The 15,533-nt window shown below is 57.6% G+C and carries 25 protein-coding genes; 3 read left to right on the plus strand and 22 right to left on the minus strand.

What is annotated here, in order from left to right:
* Position 1: 1 nt before the first annotated feature.
* The 22 genes from RHM55_RS07200 to RHM55_RS07305 form a co-directional block, all read right to left on the minus strand.
* A complete protein-coding gene (locus RHM55_RS07200) occupies positions 2-262 on the minus strand; it encodes a hypothetical protein (protein WP_322180610.1) in 261 nt (86 codons plus the stop codon).
* Between the two features lie 64 nt (positions 263-326).
* Positions 327-1,520: a phage major capsid protein gene (locus tag RHM55_RS07205; protein ID WP_322180612.1), complete on the minus strand. Its 1,194-nt coding sequence runs from the start codon at positions 1,518-1,520 to the stop codon at positions 327-329.
* Between the two features lie 69 nt (positions 1,521-1,589).
* A complete protein-coding gene (locus tag RHM55_RS07210) occupies positions 1,590-2,453 on the minus strand; it encodes a head maturation protease, ClpP-related (RefSeq protein ID WP_322180615.1) in 864 nt (287 codons plus the stop codon).
* A gap of 2 nt (positions 2,454-2,455) precedes the next feature.
* On the minus strand, positions 2,456-3,757 hold the full coding sequence (locus RHM55_RS07215; protein WP_322180617.1) for a phage portal protein: 1,302 nt from the start codon (positions 3,755-3,757) through the stop codon (positions 2,456-2,458).
* Positions 3,750-3,911: a hypothetical protein gene (locus tag RHM55_RS07220; protein WP_322180619.1), complete on the minus strand. Its 162-nt coding sequence runs from the start codon at positions 3,909-3,911 to the stop codon at positions 3,750-3,752. Before RHM55_RS07220 ends, RHM55_RS07215 begins: the two co-directional genes overlap by 8 nt.
* Entirely contained in the window at positions 3,908-5,596 is a 1,689-nt protein-coding gene (locus RHM55_RS07225) for a terminase large subunit (protein WP_322180621.1), read from the minus strand. Before RHM55_RS07225 ends, RHM55_RS07220 begins: the two co-directional genes overlap by 4 nt.
* 58 nt (positions 5,597-5,654) lie before the next feature.
* Entirely contained in the window at positions 5,655-5,840 is a 186-nt protein-coding gene (locus tag RHM55_RS07230) for a hypothetical protein (protein WP_322180623.1), read from the minus strand.
* Complete coding sequence (locus RHM55_RS07235; protein WP_322180625.1) at positions 5,841-6,329, minus strand: terminase small subunit; 489 nt, start codon at positions 6,327-6,329, stop codon at positions 5,841-5,843.
* A 159-nt stretch (positions 6,330-6,488) separates the two neighbouring features.
* On the minus strand, positions 6,489-6,809 hold the full coding sequence (locus tag RHM55_RS07240) for an HNH endonuclease (RefSeq protein ID WP_322180627.1): 321 nt from the start codon (positions 6,807-6,809) through the stop codon (positions 6,489-6,491).
* Complete coding sequence (locus RHM55_RS07245) at positions 6,802-6,993, minus strand: hypothetical protein (protein WP_322180630.1); 192 nt, start codon at positions 6,991-6,993, stop codon at positions 6,802-6,804. Before RHM55_RS07245 ends, RHM55_RS07240 begins: the two co-directional genes overlap by 8 nt.
* 198 nt (positions 6,994-7,191) lie before the next feature.
* Positions 7,192-7,473, minus strand: a complete 282-nt coding sequence (locus tag RHM55_RS07250) for a phage holin family protein (protein ID WP_322180632.1) — start codon at positions 7,471-7,473, stop codon at positions 7,192-7,194.
* Complete coding sequence (locus RHM55_RS07255; protein ID WP_322180634.1) at positions 7,474-7,848, minus strand: putative holin; 375 nt, start codon at positions 7,846-7,848, stop codon at positions 7,474-7,476.
* A gap of 241 nt (positions 7,849-8,089) precedes the next feature.
* Positions 8,090-8,431: an antiterminator Q family protein gene (locus RHM55_RS07260; protein ID WP_322180636.1), complete on the minus strand. Its 342-nt coding sequence runs from the start codon at positions 8,429-8,431 to the stop codon at positions 8,090-8,092.
* Positions 8,432-8,441: 10 nt separating this feature from the next.
* Positions 8,442-8,756, minus strand: coding sequence for a hypothetical protein (locus tag RHM55_RS07265; RefSeq protein WP_322180638.1), 315 nt, complete (start codon positions 8,754-8,756; stop codon positions 8,442-8,444).
* 4 nt (positions 8,757-8,760) lie between these two features.
* Positions 8,761-10,041: a tyrosine-type recombinase/integrase gene (locus RHM55_RS07270; protein ID WP_322180640.1), complete on the minus strand. Its 1,281-nt coding sequence runs from the start codon at positions 10,039-10,041 to the stop codon at positions 8,761-8,763.
* Positions 10,038-10,409: an endodeoxyribonuclease RusA gene (locus tag RHM55_RS07275; protein WP_322180642.1), complete on the minus strand. Its 372-nt coding sequence runs from the start codon at positions 10,407-10,409 to the stop codon at positions 10,038-10,040. The genes RHM55_RS07270 and RHM55_RS07275 overlap by 4 nt, the downstream gene beginning before the upstream one ends.
* Positions 10,406-10,711, minus strand: coding sequence for a DUF1364 domain-containing protein (locus RHM55_RS07280; RefSeq protein WP_322180644.1), 306 nt, complete (start codon positions 10,709-10,711; stop codon positions 10,406-10,408). Before RHM55_RS07280 ends, RHM55_RS07275 begins: the two co-directional genes overlap by 4 nt.
* On the minus strand, positions 10,708-10,917 hold the full coding sequence (locus RHM55_RS07285; protein WP_322180646.1) for a hypothetical protein: 210 nt from the start codon (positions 10,915-10,917) through the stop codon (positions 10,708-10,710). The genes RHM55_RS07280 and RHM55_RS07285 overlap by 4 nt, the downstream gene beginning before the upstream one ends.
* Positions 10,910-11,602, minus strand: a complete 693-nt coding sequence (locus RHM55_RS07290; protein ID WP_322180648.1) for a replication protein P — start codon at positions 11,600-11,602, stop codon at positions 10,910-10,912. The genes RHM55_RS07285 and RHM55_RS07290 overlap by 8 nt, the downstream gene beginning before the upstream one ends.
* Entirely contained in the window at positions 11,599-12,384 is a 786-nt protein-coding gene (locus RHM55_RS07295; protein ID WP_322182780.1) for a helix-turn-helix domain-containing protein, read from the minus strand. Before RHM55_RS07295 ends, RHM55_RS07290 begins: the two co-directional genes overlap by 4 nt.
* 11 nt (positions 12,385-12,395) lie before the next feature.
* Positions 12,396-13,145: a phage antirepressor KilAC domain-containing protein gene (locus tag RHM55_RS07300; RefSeq protein ID WP_416152003.1), complete on the minus strand. Its 750-nt coding sequence runs from the start codon at positions 13,143-13,145 to the stop codon at positions 12,396-12,398.
* 121 nt (positions 13,146-13,266) lie between these two features.
* The gene (locus RHM55_RS07305) at positions 13,267-13,515 is read right to left on the minus strand and encodes a helix-turn-helix transcriptional regulator (RefSeq protein ID WP_322180650.1); all 249 of its coding nucleotides are present in this window, start codon (positions 13,513-13,515) and stop codon (positions 13,267-13,269) included.
* A 109-nt stretch (positions 13,516-13,624) separates the two neighbouring features.
* On the opposite strand from RHM55_RS07305, the gene RHM55_RS07310 reads away from it, so the two are divergent.
* The 3 genes from RHM55_RS07310 to RHM55_RS07320 all read left to right on the plus strand — a co-directional run bounded on the left by RHM55_RS07310 (position 13,625) and on the right by RHM55_RS07320 (position 15,519).
* A complete protein-coding gene (locus RHM55_RS07310) occupies positions 13,625-14,272 on the plus strand; it encodes a LexA family transcriptional regulator (RefSeq protein WP_322180652.1) in 648 nt (215 codons plus the stop codon).
* Positions 14,273-14,432: 160 nt separating this feature from the next.
* Entirely contained in the window at positions 14,433-14,684 is a 252-nt protein-coding gene (locus RHM55_RS07315) for a DUF1654 domain-containing protein (protein ID WP_322180654.1), read from the plus strand.
* Between the two features lie 478 nt (positions 14,685-15,162).
* The gene (locus RHM55_RS07320) at positions 15,163-15,519 is read left to right on the plus strand and encodes a helix-turn-helix domain-containing protein (protein ID WP_322180656.1); all 357 of its coding nucleotides are present in this window, start codon (positions 15,163-15,165) and stop codon (positions 15,517-15,519) included.
* The last annotated feature ends 14 nt before the right edge of the window (positions 15,520-15,533 follow it).

The raw sequence follows: 15,533 nt of genomic DNA on the forward strand, positions 1-15,533 counted from the left end.
TTCAAGCTCCCGGTTTTTCGTCAGTTGCCAAACCTTTGGCTATGAGCTGCGCAGCTTCATGCTTTGGCGACTCATATCCTTCACCTCCTGCGCGCTTGATCTCTTTACCATCCAGGTAGCTGCGCAACGGGTAAATCGTTACCCCCCGTCTCGCCCCTCCCGTTTCCGGCTGAGGCTCTTTGGCTTGAGGGGTTACCGAAGCTGTAACGCCCTGCTGATCTTGGGTACTTGCTGGAACATCACTCTTTGAAGTGCGAGCCATTTCCTCTCTCCTGCGTACAGCAAAGCCGCCCCGTGGACGGCTGGCTGTTGTTTCGCGGTGCGAATTAAGCCGCGGTCAAATCGCCAGTGACGAACGCTTCTGGGCGATAAACCGCGAAGGCCAAACGCTCTTCAGCACGGATGGTCACCATGTTGTTTTCGAAGTCCTTGTCGTTCTCGGTAGAGACCAGAACTTCGATGCCCATGCGGTCAAAAATCTGCGCTGCCAGATTGAAAGAGCCAACCAGGAACTGGTCCTGAACAATGGCCTGGGTCTCCACTACAGGCAGGTTCCACAAGCGTGGCGACGTGCCTTCCTGAGGCTTGCCGATGATGTAGCGGCCTTCGCCGTCCTTGAGCAGCTCAATAGCAGCCCAGTCAATCGGGTTGAGCACGATGCCTGTAGATGGGAACTCCGCCAGGGTGGCCTGCAGCAGCGCCAGACGAATACGGTCGATACGCTGCGCGGCTTCCACGGTGATGCCGATCGGCGCTGCATAGGCCTGAGCCTGGGGGATGATGCCGTGCAGGTTATTGCCAGTGCCGTTGCCGTAGAGCAACTGCGCTTCTTCGGCCAACAGCAGACCGTAACGAGCTCGGGCATCGATGTAGCTTTGCAGCGCCGCGGCGTCGTCCAGAATTTGGCGGCTACCTTTGAACAAGTGAGCGATGGTGCGAACGTTCGCGTTTTCCAGCGCGAAGGTCAGTTCACTGTAAGGCTTGGCCAAGCCCTCACCCACGATCGCCGCATTGTTGGTGAAGCCGGTTTCACGAACGTATTCGACAGCGTTGCTGCCAGTAGTCCCTGGTGCGAGCAGGTCGCGAATGGTAAGCCGGCGCTGAGGTGCCAGAATCACACCGACGCGATCAGGTGCAACCAACGCTCCACCAGAGGCCGGAGCCGAGGTGATGGCCGCGCGCGGAACTTCCACACGACGCGAGCCACGAAACGAGCTGGTCATACCCTCTTCTGCCAGCTTGGCCGCAACCAACTGACCGGCAGAAAGCTGTTGCTCAGGCTCATGCTGTTTGCCTGCATTGACCAGCTTCTGCTCGGCATCCTGCATTCGTGCTTGCAGTTCGCCTTGCTTGGAAAGCAGTTCGTCGACCTTGGCGCGGGTCTCGGTTTGCATTTCACCCGAGAGCTTGATTTCTTTCTCGGTACGCTCGGCGTAAGTCTTGATCTGATCGCCGACAGCTTTGAGGTCGGCCTGAGTTTGCTTCTGGGAAGCTTCGATTTGAGAAAGATCTGCGGGCATTTTTGTGTTCCTTTCAGAAATGAAAAAACCGCCACTCGGGCGGTTCGTAATCAATTGCGAGAACAGTTTTCAGCGAATGGGAAGCAGCCCTTTCAGTGCTGAAGCCTGGGTTGCGGTTTCTTCAAACGCGGATACATCAAGGGCAGCGCAAGGCGTACCCACAACGACAGCGCGGAGCGTGCCGTCACCAGCAGCGCCAGGCGTGCCAGTTTTGATTTCGGATAAAAGCTTTCGGCGTTCGCTGCGTGGCATCCCGGATTTAGCCAGGGCCGCGTCGAGCTTGCGGGCGGCGTGCGCTTGCGACTGCCCGTTATCGGGCGCCTCCGTAACCTCGGCAGCAGAGATAAGCCCCGTTGCAAAGCCCTTCTCCAAGGCGTTCGCACCATTCATGTAGGTCTCGGCGTCGAGCATCTTCTCTACGGCTTTTTCATCCTGCCCGCTTGTGTCGGAATACAGGCTGATCATCGCTCGGTCGAATTCCTCCATGGTATCGGCCAGTTCGCGAATCGCATGCCGGTTACCGGCGAAGTACGTCCAGCAGTTGTGGATCATCAGGAAAGCCGTCTTGGCCACCTCCCGCTTAGTGCCCGCCATTGCGATCACGGACGCGGCAGAGGCAGCCAACCCGAGCACTTTGATGGTGATCTCCTGCGAATGTTCGAGTAGGCGGTTGTAGATCGCGATACCTTCGAACATATCGCCGCCGGGCGAGTTGATGTAGACAGTGACTGGCTTGTCGCCAATAGCCCGCAGGGCAGCGTCGACACGCTTGAGTGTTACACCCTCTCCGTACCAGTCCTCTCCGATGATGCCGTACATGGTGATGGTGTCAGTACCGGCCTCCAGTGCAGCACGAAGTTCCGGGTTCCACATATCGAGCGCGCGAGGGCTCAGCTCACAGCGAAAGCTGCCGGCCTTGATGTTCAGCTGCATGGTTACTCCTGGTTCTGGCCAAGCCAGTTTTGTAGGGCGGCCTGCGCGGCCTGGCTATCGGTTGACTTGCCCAGCTGGTCGATGGGAGCCAGGTTGGTTTGTACGGTGAGCACCGCGGCATTACCGCCATGACGTGGAAGGTTCTCTTTAACTCGACACTCGTCACGGGTCATGATTCCGTTCTGGGTCATCTGGCTGTACCAGGCTGATCGCCCGGCGCTGTCCGCCTTGAGGAAAGCCTCCAGGGAGAACTCAGCGTAATAAGACTGGCGCTCAACCGGCGTGAGCAGCCGCTTGTTTACGCATTGCTGAATCTGGTTGGTAATGGAACTAATGCTGAAGGTCAGGAACGCAATCATCTGCTGCTCCAACCCCGTCCCCCAGTTGCTGCCAGAGTCCGTCTTGCCAACCATCCAGGGTGGGACGCCAAACCAGCGGCAGACCTCTTCAATGCTGTAGGCCCTGGACTCCAACAACTGAGCATCAACCGGGTTGATGCCAATGGACTCGGGCGTAATTCCCTGTTCGAGCACTGGTGAGCGCCCTGCGTTCAGTGCGCCTGATACCTGTTTCACGTAGTCGCGGAATTCTTCACGCTGTTCCGGTTTAAGTATCCGGTCGACCTTAAAGGCCACTGCCGGCAACAGCCCATTCTTGAAGGTGCCATTCGCCGCGTCGTCCGCCGACATCGCGGCGCCAAAGACGTCAGCGCCGTAACGGATAGCTGAAAGACCCACACGGCCATCAAGGCTAAAGGCTGGAATATGCAGCATGTTCTGGCGCTCGATCTGTCGGCGAGCACCCTTCCGTGGTCTGTACCAATATGTGATGCGCCCGTCGTCATCGAGGTCGAGATCAACGCGCGATGGCAACAGAAAATCCAAGGCCACAATGCGAGATCCGATACGCAGGATCTCTGCAAAGGCGTTTCCGCGCAGCAGCATTGCCGCGACCATTGCCTGCCAGAACTGGAACGCGGTCATGTCCTCGTTGGGGCTGTTATGGATGACGTCGTACAAGCCAAAGTCGCGAGCATCCTTCCTGCCGCCGTCTGCCTCGCGGAGATAGACCCCAAGCGGAAGCCCTGCGACCGATGTCGAAATGATCCGTACACAGGACCATACCGCCGATAACTGCATGGCGTTGTCGACGTTCACTGTCTTGCCAGAACTTGATTGTCCGCCGAGAAACTGTCCCCAGAACCCGCCATCGCCCAGCTTGATAGACTTTCCAAACCATTCGCCAATGGACGCACTGGGCTTGCTGGCAGCGCGACCTATCACGGCCGATAAGGATCTAGTCACCTGTCAGCCCCTTGCGTACAAAACCAGCGATGAGAAGTAACGAGCCTGCGCCCGCCAATAATGCCCAGCCCAAACCGAACAGGACGTATACGCCAGTAACAGCCAGGGCGAACCCGGACAAGGCGGTCAGAATGAATACGTACAATGGGTTCATACGATGATCGGATTCCGAATGGCGGCCATGAAGTCGTCATTGCCCCGACCTTCGGGGTTCAAGGAAATCAAGGTCACTGCGTTGAATAGAGCCATCAATGGATCGATCTTGGCCGACCCGCTGGCCTGCTTGGTGATCAGGATGGAGTTGGCCCGAGGCTCGACCTTTGCGTTGCTCACGCACCAGGCCATCAGCGGTTGGCCTCCGTGTTTCAAGCCACCCTCGGCGAGCTTGCGTTCAGCGGTTTTGATGGCTCCGCCCAGTTTCCAGCCCTGGCTGATCGCAACTATCTTCTCCGCCGGTATCTCCCTCTCAATCATCGCGTCGTAGATCGCGCCAATGCCCACCGGGTCGCAGCCGACCTTGTCGAGTAAGCCGGACGCCTCAATCTGCTCGACAAGGTCGGCGACGTCCGCCACGTCGTCACCAATGCGGATAGACAACGTCAAATCGCCGTCCTTCTCGAAGTCGTGGAACCGAGGCGCTTCGGCCTTGCGGCGCTCAAGCACTGAAGGGTGAGCCCAGGCGTGGGTCCAGATCAGCCAGTCACGCGTACGCTTGTCCCGGCCTACTGCTGCGAAACCCAACAAGTCGTCCAGGCCACCGCCATCAATACCCACATCAATCACTTCGGACATTGAGATAAGCATGTCGAGTGTCAACACCGGCACGGCCGCTGCAACCCAAAAGTCCGCGCCGGCCCATCGATCTGACCGCAGCGCGAGACCAATCTCGACGTTAAGGTGCTTGGACATGAAGCCCAGCACCTCAGCCTCTCCAGCCTCCTCTGCCTTTTTCATCTCCCTGATCAGGAATTTCTCGCTGACCGAATACCCCATGTTGGGGTTGGTGATGTAGAAGTTTTCAGGTTTACGATGTTCCTTGGCATCCAGGATGTGCTTCGGGAATTCGTAGATCACCGGCAGAAAGTTTGGATCGATGATCGTGCCGTCCCGAACTCCACGGGCGTACTGCAGCTTCTCCCGGAAAACCCCTGCTGGCGGTTGGTCGGACTGAGTGGTCAGGTAGATCACGAAACCTTCCGGCCTGGAGGCCAAACCGCCGGTGGCTTCCCGCAGCATGTTCGCCGCGTTCGGGTTCTTGCCGAACAGGTGAAGCTCATCCACAAGGACGACCGCTGCCTTCTTGCCGCCGACCGTGTTCTGGTCGGCCGCCACAACCTTCAGCGTAGCGCCGGACTCTCGGTGAGTGATCGTACGGAGGTGATCCTGAACATGCAGCAGCGCAGAAAGCTCTTCATCGTGCTTGACCATGTCGCGGGCTGGCGCGTAAGCGTTGTTCGCAACCTCAATCGTTGGCGCCAGGATGATGAACTCTGCCGACTGCCGCCAATTTCGGATTAGAACGGTGAGCATAATTGCCGCAGCGATTGTGCTTTTAGCGTTTTTCTTGCTGATGAGCAGGAAGAACTCTTGGATCAATCGCTCACCGGTACCGGCGTTGTAAGCCCCAAAGATGGCGCTGGCCAGGTCGTTAATCCAAGGCGCAGATGAATCGCCAATCAGAGGGCTGCCAGGAGCGTCGACAATTTTCAGATTGTTCAGGACCTGCATACAAGCTGCAGCCTCGCCCGGAAACAGCGGCGGGAACGGCACCAACGATTGTCGATTGACGACCCTCGACTCCCAGTCCGGGCACGAGGTGTCCCAGGTGGGTTCGTTCACTTATGTCACCTAGCGTAAATGAGATGGAGGCGGAGGCGCTGCGCAACGGTAGTGCCTGTCAATCGCTCGCTTCTTCCTCCTCGAAATCATTAAGCGACTCGTGGAAATAGGGCATCAAGGCCACTGCCGCAGCTAGCCGATCTGCCCGAGATGCGCTTGCATCGTTCATCTCTGCCAGCAGGTAGTCCATCGGATCGCTATGTACACCAGGTGCAGCCGTTTTCTTGTCTTCGTCACGATCCATCTATTTCACCGAGCGTAATTGGATGGGTGGTGGGGATGACTGGCCAAATCGGCCTTTGGCTGCCTTTTGCGCGTCGGCTTCTTTTGCGTCCTTTTTGCCAAAATCGGCCTTTTTCGGGTGATCGTACGGCATCAAGCCTAGGGCTATCTTGGCGGCCAGCTCTGGGTTCAGTTGCTCATTATCACGCGCAATCCGCTCAAGCAGAGCCCGACTATCGAACGTCGGCGCATCCAGAGTCAAAGCATCGTCGAGGTTAACTTTTTCAACTTCAGACTTAACTTTCTTAACCTCGGACTTAACTTTTTGCGGAGGGGCATTTGGTGCACTGCGCCGCTGGAGGTAGCCGGTCACGTCTTGGTCCTTGAACAGCTTGGAGCCCGCTTGTGGCGCGGTCTTCACGCTATAGCCAGCATCAATAGCAGCTTGGGATTTACTCACTCCAGACAAGAGAGCGTCAGCAAACCGGCGCTTTTTGTCAGTTAATGCCATTTAACTTTTCCTGAGCGAGGGGAAAAAATCTCTACGTGCGGTGGGGGGCGGTGTCCGACACAAAAGGCCCCATGGTTTCGACCCGCCCCGTGGGCGTGTGACGTGCCACACCAAACCGGTGCATTTTCCAGCTTTTCTAGCACGCCACTGACGTGTCAGTCACCAACCGCCACCCTGCGCTGCCTCGGCCGCCGTCTTGGCGTGGTGGCAGGGCACGCAAAGCGCCTGGAGGTTGGCGTCATCGTCGTTGCCGCCTTGGGCAATGTTGACGATGTGGTCGACCTCAAGGTCCAGCGTAACCACGCCGCACTTCTGACAGGTGTACTTGTCGCGCAGCAGGATCGACTCGCGCTTACGCCGCCATGGACGGCCGCCGCGACCTGAACCCCAGCCGCCCGCACACTCTGCGGGAGTCAATGTCCCGAGCTTGCGGCCCTCGACCTGGGTCATTCGTGACTTGAGTGTGGTCAGCCTACTCATTGACCGGGCTCCCATCCATGTAGGTCGCGGGCAGTGCATCAGGGTCCTCGCCATCAGGATCAGCCAGTGCCTCGATCAGCAGGATCTGCTGCTCTGCCAGGCGTTCGAGGATCGCCGTGTGCTTCACCTGCTCGCCCAGTATCTGGCTCAGCAGGTTTGCCAAAGAGTTCTGCTGCTCGCTCATATCCAACCCTCATCCACTTCTTGGCCCATTCGCGACGGGCGGAACATCCACTGCAGGCCATGGCCGCACCTCACTCAATAGAACAGGCAGGCCAAATCGACCGAGCAAAGGCCAGCGCATCAGAGTGGCTATGGTCTTCAGGCATGATCATGGGGAATGGTAGATAGCCTGGTGCAGTCACACGCCAAGACTTCTTCATCAATCAAGCCTCAGGATGCGCGCCACATTGCCCTTGGCCCGCCACACCAGCATGGCAGCCAAACAGTAGAACGCTGTGTTGAACCAAGACGCATCGGCAAAGTCATCGTGCAACACCATGCGACCAACCAGGCTCATGAACTGCATGCCGGTGATTGCGCATGCAGCCCAGGCCATGAGGCTGATCGCTGGTTTGTAGCGTGAGTCAGGGAGCGGGCGGTAGTGCAGGCCGATCATGATGAAGATCAGCGCACAGAGCGCGGCTTGTAGGATGGCAACCATTCAACCCTCCTTCCCGGCGAACCGGCTGAGGAACCATTGAAGCCAGCGCGGCATGGCGCCGGTCTGCATCCATTCGATAACACTGGCCAGTAACACGACGCAGAAGGCGCCGCAAAGGAATGCACTGAAACCTGCTGTCTTGGTCCAGGCCCAGCCCATGACCTCAGCAGACCCGAAGTAGCCGCCAATCCAGCCAGCGAACAGGTAGCCAACGCGCCGCCACGACGTGATGTCCTTGGCGAATACGACATAGAAGAAAGCCCCACCGAATGCCCCGACCAATGCGGCCAAGTCAATCTCAGGGAAGGCAGCACCCAGGCTCACGCTGCCAAGCACGCCAGCTACTGCGAGGGCGCCCGTGCTCGGTTCGGCCATAGGGTGTGCTCCATGAATAAAAAAGGCTGACTGCCAGCCAAAGGAATAGGTGCCTCCTATCTACGCGTTGCCGAAGCAAGAGGCTTGGAGGTCTTTTGGGGAAATCGAGAGCAATAAAAAGCCCCGCTCAATGGCGAGGCAGAAGGAATCATAGAAAGCAAAAAGCCCAACTCCAGGGTCGGGCTTTGCTCGCGGAAAAACCGCAAAGTAACGTGAAAACTATATGTAAGGACCGGGGCTGTCAAGCAGCCTTGCGACGAAAATCAAGCGCGCCATCAACCCATGCAACGCCGGCCTTCCAGAGCTGCCTGGTCTTCTCTTCGCCGAACCCAAGCTTCTTACCGACAACCATTAATGAAGTGTCGCGGGACGTGTAGTACTTGATGATCACGTTGCCTGACTCGGCATATCGATTACGTAGGCGGCCAACCAGGCTATCCATTAATAGAGCATCGTCGTCCGTGATCATTGGCTGGTGTAGGTCGTTCTCGCGGGATGCGCAGCAGGAGACGCCTGAGCCCAACACGACCCAGCGGCCCCAGTGTTCCAACAGGTCTTCAACGGTTCGGTCGTTCCTATTCATGGTCATCCTCTCAATCCCCAGTGTAGTTGGTACCGCCGGCACCGCGACGGTTGTTCTGTTCGTATTGCTGACCAGGGCCACTTGCTGGCCGCTGGAGTGATCGAATTATTTGCTCTGCCACCTGCAACTTCATATTCAGCTGCAGGACCAGATCGGTGAGCGGCAGCGCGGCGCCGGTCTCTGCGCAAATCCAGCCCGATGCATTGCAGGTGGCACACTCCATTTCGTGGAAAACACCCCGGACTACACCAACACCACGGCAGTCGAGGCATTCCCGAAGCGGCCTGAGCGCTTTGCGGAAGGCGGGACCGTGGCTCTTTTTCACGTTTTTAAACCTCGCCTATGGTGGTGTTGGCAACTGCGCCAGAGAGCACGCCATCCGTGGGCTGTAGCTGATTATCAGAATCTTCGAATCTAAAGCCGGTCAATGCGTGAATCAGGTCAAAGCCCCTCCCGTCTAGATGGGCGTTCCACTTCATCAGGGCATCACGCTTGCGGGCCATCACGCCCGACTGGACGTAAACCTTCACGTTGTGGCCCATGGCATGGTTGATCAGCAGCTCACCAATCAGGTGATCGATCCCTATGTCTGCCCAGCAGGTGCGAGCCAGTTTGCGCAGGTCATGGCTGGTCCACTCACCCTTCCCTACCCGAGCGAATACCGCACTGGCCCGGCCCTCACTGAGACCTTCACCGCCGCGACCGGGGAACAGGAACTGCCCGTCGTAGCCAGCGGCCTGCTGTTTGTCGCGGTACCAGATCAGCAATTGCCGCACCTGGTCTGTCAGTGGCAGATGATGCTCAACGCCGGTCTTGGTGTTCTCGCTGGGAACGAACCACTCGCGCTCAGCCAGGCTGATGTGGGACCACCGGGCCAGCCGGGATTCACCAATGCGCGTACCGTGACAGAGCATCATCACGGCTAGCATTCCGTCGTGGGGATTGGATTCGATGACGCCGGCCAGATGGTGAAGCAGCTCTTGCAGCTGGGTACCGCGCAGCCGGGACGCCTTGATCCCGACCTTTGCTGTTGAGAAGTCTTTGAACTTGATGTCTTGCATAGGGTTTGCCGATATCAGCCGCAGCTTGAATGCCTGCCGGAAGGCCAGCGCAAGCAGCTGGAATGCGGATCGAACGTAGTCGATTTCAACGGTTTGCTGCATCGGCCAAATTAAGCGGATGTCCAGCGTGGCTTTGTCGATGCTGGCCAAGGCTACTTCCCCCAAGCATGGTACGAGGTGACGCCTGAGCATCGACGCACTTGTGTCCTTGCGCTTTTTCGACAGGCTTCGGTCGCGCGAATACCGCTCGGCGAACCAATCAAGCAGCTCACCTGTGGTCGCCCATTTGGATAGTGTTGAGTTGGCACCTGCCTCGATGCGAAGGCGAATGCCTGGCAACGCCGCGACGACCTGCTTGGCACTCAGATCAGGGAAGCTGCCGACGAGGTTCCATTTCCCCTTGCGCACCAGGTACCACGACGCACGGGCGCGGTCCCGAGTGAAACGCAGATAAAGGCCGCGGTTCTCAACGTCGCGAAGATCCCGGACGGTGCAGGCGGCTTGCCGTTTGATTTCGGCGTCAGTGATCTTTACGGCGGCGGTGCTCATGCTTGAGCCTCAACGTAATCAGAAATGCGAACACGGACGGCGCCGCCCTTGATGGTTTCGGCACTGATCTGCAGCTGTGTCACGAATCGGCTGTCATCAATACCCAGGGCCTGCGCCACACCGTCACGCCCGGACTTGAACGCGGCGATGCAGTTGTCATCGTCACGGCGACGGCGATCTGGCGGTATGAATTCGAGCGACAGCAGCGCACGCCCGGCGGGCACCGGCAGGCCAGCGGCGCGGCACAGCAGGAAGCAAGCATTGCGGTAGGTCTTGGCGGCACGGCTTTTTGTGGCCCAGTGCGTACGCGCGTTGGGGCTGAGCACCTTGGGCGGCCACGGCAGCAGCAACTCCTGAACGACCGTCACGCAGCCACCTTCCCTTCAGCGACAAGAATGTCGATGGTTCGCACCATGCCCTCAAGGTGCATGACCCGGAGTTCGTGGTGGTTGTAGTCAGTGTTCCGTCGCGAGTCGACCGCGTCATGGCAGGCACTGCACGCCCAAGCACCCTGCAGGTCATTCGGCTTGAGGCCAACACCGCAGCGGGTGCCCGCCATCCGGAAGTGAGCCAGCACGGTCGTATCAGGGTCGCCATTGCACACGCCTGGAATGCGAACCTGACAATCACGACCGCGCGCAGCCTTGGTCAACTTCGTCTGCTTGCTCATTGATCGCTCACCTTGGCATCCAGCAGGTCGACAACCTGGAACGTGGTTGGCCACATCCTCACGCCGTAAGCACTTGCCATGTCTTTTTGAGCAAAGAGCGCGACGGCATGATCTGGATACGAGCTGAGATCCAGCTTGAAAGAGCAGCAGTGCACGGCATACCGGTATACGGCAGGGTCTGGCTTGGCCAGGCGCTGATTAACCACGGGCACCTCCAGCGCGCAGGGCGCGAAGCTCTGCCAGGGCGTTATTGCCGAACGTTGCGGTGCTGCGAGCCTCGATCCGGTCAGGCAGCGCAAGCGGCATCGATTGCAGCGGCAACCCGGCAAGTAGGCGGCGAACAGTGATTGCGTAGTTGCGCTCAAACAGCTTTAAGCTCAGGACGGTCTCCAGCTTGTTCAGGCTTTCAAATCCGCACTCTTTGGCTGTGTGCCATACCGCGTCGTGCGTCCACTTTCCCTGCCCAGCCATGCCTGGGTGAGCGTTGCGGATGGCTTCGCGGTGTGCAGCAGCCAGAGCAGGAAGCCCAAGCATTTCGGCGGTGGGTGTGCACCACTCGATGAATCTGCCAACGTTCGGAACGAAGTCTTTTGCGGCCTGACGAGCGCGCATCAACCCGAACTGCAGTTGCTCCTTGCTACGTATCCCCGCCTCGAGGAAGCCTTGCATCCACTGCTGCTTGGCGGCCTTGTACGTCGCCATGTCAGGCCATGCCTGCTTCCACGCAGGGAAGATTGAGCAGAGTTCGCGGAACAGTCCGTTGATGACCGTAGCGGTCTGGCGATTCAGATCCTCCTGCACCTGCGGCGTAACGATCTCGCCAGCGGGGATGAATTCACCGGTTTGGACTTTCGCCCACAGCCCGGTAGTAATCACGGAAACCTGTTTCATTTCGAACCCCCGTTGACCCAGTCGGTATCGTCATCATCGAAACTATCCGCGCCGCCCTGAGCCGTTGCACCAGCAGTCTTGACTCGCTCACGCTTGACCCAGGCAACCAGCCGGAAGCACCACCCAGCAGCGCTATCCACGGTGGAGGGCTTGGCCACATGAAAACCCTTGAAGCTAGTGATCTGGGCGGCTGTGGCTGAGTCAGCAGGCAGGCCAGCAATGGCGAGCTGGTCAGCCATGCCTTTCGCGTCAGGTTCCCAGCCGGCGAACATGGCGAAGCGTTGGCGGTCATCGGTAGGCTCGAGCGCTTTGAGTTCTTGCTCGGCGATGACGGCCAACATCTCGCGCTGCAGCTGCTCTTCGGTTACTTGATGGTTAAGTGGTGGTTTGGGTGCAGATTCTGCACCCCGTTCTGTCGAATTCTGCACCCCGTCCTGTTGTAGGTTGCACCCCGCTGCGTCAGTTGCACCCCGCTTTAAACGGGGTGCAGAATTTGCACCCCGCGACAGCTGAAGGTCATATACAACAGGGCGACGGTCATGCTGTTCGATGTAGACGGCTGCGAGAGCCTGGTTGCCCCGAGCGATCCAGCCGGCTTCACGCAACAGGTCCAGCTTGTAGCGAACGGTGCGCTCTGACAGGCCCGTGTCTTCGCTCAGGCGATTGGCCGATGGGAACGTGCCGCGACCGTCCGCACTGGCGTAGTTGGCCAGGCACAGCAGCACATGGCGTGCACTTGAATCAGGAAGGTCGGCCTTGGCGATCTGTAGCGCCCAGGACATTGCTTGAACGCTCACAGTGAAGCTCCAATATTCTTTTCGGCCAGACGTGCAAGGCCTTTCGGGGTGATGAGGGGTTGGAATGCAGCGCGTTCGGCGCCAGTCTCGGTATCAGGCTTGAGGGATGTGACCTTGTGGACAAGGAAGCCGGAAGTGATGCGGGGCTCCATGCCTATCCAGCGGGATGACCCGCCACGACGATAGATCCACCGATTCAGCGCCAGGTAGTCGAACAGAACCTTGGGGCGGACCTGTAAATGCTTGGCGGCATCAGTGATACAGATCGCGCCCTCGGCGGCAGCAAGACGCTTGATTGCGGCGACCTTGGGGGCCTGCTGCAGGATGACCAGTTGTAGGTGCTGGTTTTCTTTCGCCTGGTCGGCAGCGATCTGGAGCGCTTCGGCGTAAGTCGCTGGAATTTGAAATGGGCGTGCAACCTGCTCTTCCAGTTCCTGCCAACGATCAACCAGAGTTGCGGTGAACGAAGGGCTGAGCTGAGCAACGACGACGAAGCTGTCTCGCTTGCCAACCTGATACTGGATCGCCGGACGGCCAAGGCCATCTAGGTATTCCACCACTGGTGGAGTACCGATAAAGCCCTTTTCAGCCAGACGTTCAATGGTTCGCTTCACGCTGTCATGGCGGGAGCTGACAAGGTCGGCAATTTCACGCGACGACATTGTTACGGGTAGTGCCACGTTTTCGATTTGCGCGAAATGTGTCGCTCCGGGCCCGGTATTGCTTGAAGTGGTGATCGTGTTCATAATGGCCCCACGTTGATACACCGTTGTTGAAGAAGCCGACCTTGCCGTCGGCTTTTTTGTGTCTGCGATTTGGTACTGGATGAAACAACAGCTAATCAGCTGGACTATCTCGACCGCCCGCTTAGCCGGATAATTGGCTTATTCCGGACTGATGCGAATCAGCTGCCAGTAAGGGTGGAAAAACATCGTCCAAACTCACATCAGCCCCTGTGGCGTTAAGCGCAGCAACAATGCGGCGGCACTCATCCAAGCCAGGCTTGCGCCGGTCGTTTTCGTAATGGGCGATTGCGCCTTGAGTCAGGCCAACCGCCAGCGCAAGTGCGGCTTGGGTTATGCCGACCGTTTCGCGGATCGTCTTCATGTTGGACATTGAGGTTCTCCATACTCGTACGCAGATATTACGTTCAGTAATTATTGCGCGCAAGTAACATTACGTTCTGTCACTTGAACGGACCCATACATAGCGTAATGATGTGCACATGAAAAAATGGTATGAGCTGGCCAAAGCCAAGATGAAAGAATCGGGAATCACCCAAGAGAAGCTTGCAGAGCATCTCGGGGTGACTCAAGGCGCCGTGGCGCACTGGATGAGCGGCAGGCGTGAGCCGTCGCTGGATGTCATCGCGGGCGTCCTCAAATACGTTGGTCTGCCACCGATGACTGTTGAAGTGCAGAAACTGGCGAATACCGAAGAATCCAACGTAAAGATGGTCGTTCAGCCATCCCAGACTTATCGCTATCCGATCATCAGCTGGGTTTCCGCTGGATCTTGGGAAGAAGCAGTGCAGCCCTACCCCGATGGCTTTTCAGATCGGTACGAAATCTCGGATTATGACTCGAAGGGGCCAGCGTTCTGGCTGGAGGTCAAAGGCGACTCGATGACCTCGCCCAATGGCGTCAGCGTTCCGGAAGGAATGATGATCCTGGTCGATACCGAGGCAGATGTTCAGCCGGGAAAACTCGTGATTGCGAAACTAGCCGCCAGCAACGAAGCGACTTTCAAAAAGCTCGTGGAAGATGGCGGGATCAGATATCTAAAGCCGCTCAACCCCGCTTATAAGATGGTCGAGTGTGACGAGCAGTGCCGAATTGTCGGTGTCGCTGTCCGCATGACAGGGAAGCTGTAGCCCTACTCCACCTGGTAAAGACAGTCCTCGAATCAGCCCGGCCAAGTGCCGGGTTTTTTTGTGCCCTCGGCCAGAAAGAGCACACCTGTACTCTTTTTGATTGCCGTCCTCCTGCAAGTGGAATACTGTTTATATATACAGTCATGCCAAGGAGGATCACATGGCTATCAGCAGTACAGCTACACCCGCATCGCCAACTTCTTACGAGCTGGTCGGCCGGCGAATTCAGCGTGTCGTCGCAGACCCTAGCGTTCAGAAAATCCAGGCCGTCACCGTCAGCCGCCGAGAAGATGAGCCGCCAGACGCTTGGGCGCGCGTGCTTGACGACCTCGAAGCAACGGATGGAGTGGAGGTCGACCGCCTTACAGATGGGTCAGTTCGGATCGGGTGGAAGCGGTACATCGACAATTGAAAGAAGCCCGCCAAGCGCGGGCTTTTTCAGTTTTCAGCCACGTAATAATTACGACGCCCACCGATAAAATTACAGAAGCTCAAAAAAAACATTACGCAAAGTATTGAACAGTAATATTACAGCGCGTAATGTTAACCCATCGCAGCAACACACCGCTGCGATGGAGGCCAGCGGCCTCGCCGCTCTTTAACATCGATGAAGACAAACCCTGGCGCCATACGGCATTTGAGTTCAGGGACGACACCGAAACACTGCCCGCTTCCGTATCCGACTTTCGGTGCGCAAGGTCGGCTGAGCAAACAAAGTCATCACTGAAGCACCTTCGATGAGGGTGCTTTGGGATGACAACCGGAGTGTGAAATGACTGCCATCACCAAAAACCAAAACTCCCACCCTGGCGGTGAATGCATCGGATGCAACTGATGACCCATCGCCGTGTGTGCCCTTACGAGGCCACAAAATCATGACGAGGCATTACATGGAACGAACATTGATCAACGGCACATGGAAAGGCGAGCTGGGACTTGGGCTCGCTCCGCGGGAACTGGAGTTTGTACTTTCAGTAGCCCAAGGCCAGACAGCTAAACAAATTGCAAAGAGTTGCGGGATCTCGCCAGGGACCGTAGTGAAAAGACTTTCAAGCGCAATGCTAAAGCTCGGAGTGACCCGACAAACCGCAATGGTCGCCGAGGCAATACGCCGGAGGATCATCACGCCGGTATGCATTGCGCTGGCTCCGGCAATCGTCATCCATGCCGGATATATAGCTTCGGGACGTCAAACGGGCGACCCGATCCTGCCAGATGAAAGCGAAGACGGGATTTTCCTAGCCTGAAACTTTCACTGATG

Source organism: Pseudomonas sp. MH9.2, from assembly GCF_034353875.1.
Lineage (GTDB): Bacteria > Pseudomonadota > Gammaproteobacteria > Pseudomonadales > Pseudomonadaceae > Aquipseudomonas.

Bases quoted from the DNA above. Each gene is read 5' to 3' on its own strand.
- RHM55_RS07200 (WP_322180610.1), bottom strand. From the start codon at position 262: ATGGCTCGCACTTCAAAGAGTGATGTTCCAGCAAGTACCCAAGATCAG.
- RHM55_RS07205 (WP_322180612.1), bottom strand. From the start codon at position 1,520: ATGCCCGCAGATCTTTCTCAAATCGAAGCTTCCCAGAAGCAAACTCAG.
- RHM55_RS07210 (WP_322180615.1), bottom strand. From the start codon at position 2,453: ATGCAGCTGAACATCAAGGCCGGCAGCTTTCGCTGTGAGCTGAGCCCT.
- RHM55_RS07220 (WP_322180619.1), bottom strand. From the start codon at position 3,911: ATGAACCCATTGTACGTATTCATTCTGACCGCCTTGTCCGGGTTCGCC.
- RHM55_RS07230 (WP_322180623.1), bottom strand. From the start codon at position 5,840: ATGGATCGTGACGAAGACAAGAAAACGGCTGCACCTGGTGTACATAGC.
- RHM55_RS07235 (WP_322180625.1), bottom strand. From the start codon at position 6,329: ATGGCATTAACTGACAAAAAGCGCCGGTTTGCTGACGCTCTCTTGTCT.
- RHM55_RS07240 (WP_322180627.1), bottom strand. From the start codon at position 6,809: ATGAGTAGGCTGACCACACTCAAGTCACGAATGACCCAGGTCGAGGGC.
- RHM55_RS07245 (WP_322180630.1), bottom strand. From the start codon at position 6,993: ATGAGCGAGCAGCAGAACTCTTTGGCAAACCTGCTGAGCCAGATACTG.
- RHM55_RS07250 (WP_322180632.1), bottom strand. From the start codon at position 7,473: ATGGTTGCCATCCTACAAGCCGCGCTCTGTGCGCTGATCTTCATCATG.
- RHM55_RS07255 (WP_322180634.1), bottom strand. From the start codon at position 7,848: ATGGCCGAACCGAGCACGGGCGCCCTCGCAGTAGCTGGCGTGCTTGGC.
- RHM55_RS07260 (WP_322180636.1), bottom strand. From the start codon at position 8,431: ATGAATAGGAACGACCGAACCGTTGAAGACCTGTTGGAACACTGGGGC.
- RHM55_RS07270 (WP_322180640.1), bottom strand. From the start codon at position 10,041: ATGAGCACCGCCGCCGTAAAGATCACTGACGCCGAAATCAAACGGCAA.
- RHM55_RS07280 (WP_322180644.1), bottom strand. From the start codon at position 10,711: ATGAGCAAGCAGACGAAGTTGACCAAGGCTGCGCGCGGTCGTGATTGT.
- RHM55_RS07290 (WP_322180648.1), bottom strand. From the start codon at position 11,602: ATGAAACAGGTTTCCGTGATTACTACCGGGCTGTGGGCGAAAGTCCAA.
- RHM55_RS07295 (WP_322182780.1), bottom strand. From the start codon at position 12,384: ATGTCCTGGGCGCTACAGATCGCCAAGGCCGACCTTCCTGATTCAAGT.
- RHM55_RS07300 (WP_416152003.1), bottom strand. From the start codon at position 13,145: ATGAACACGATCACCACTTCAAGCAATACCGGGCCCGGAGCGACACAT.
- RHM55_RS07305 (WP_322180650.1), bottom strand. From the start codon at position 13,515: ATGTCCAACATGAAGACGATCCGCGAAACGGTCGGCATAACCCAAGCC.
- RHM55_RS07310 (WP_322180652.1), top strand. From the start codon at position 13,625: ATGAAAAAATGGTATGAGCTGGCCAAAGCCAAGATGAAAGAATCGGGA.
- RHM55_RS07315 (WP_322180654.1), top strand. From the start codon at position 14,433: ATGGCTATCAGCAGTACAGCTACACCCGCATCGCCAACTTCTTACGAG.
- RHM55_RS07320 (WP_322180656.1), top strand. From the start codon at position 15,163: ATGGAACGAACATTGATCAACGGCACATGGAAAGGCGAGCTGGGACTT.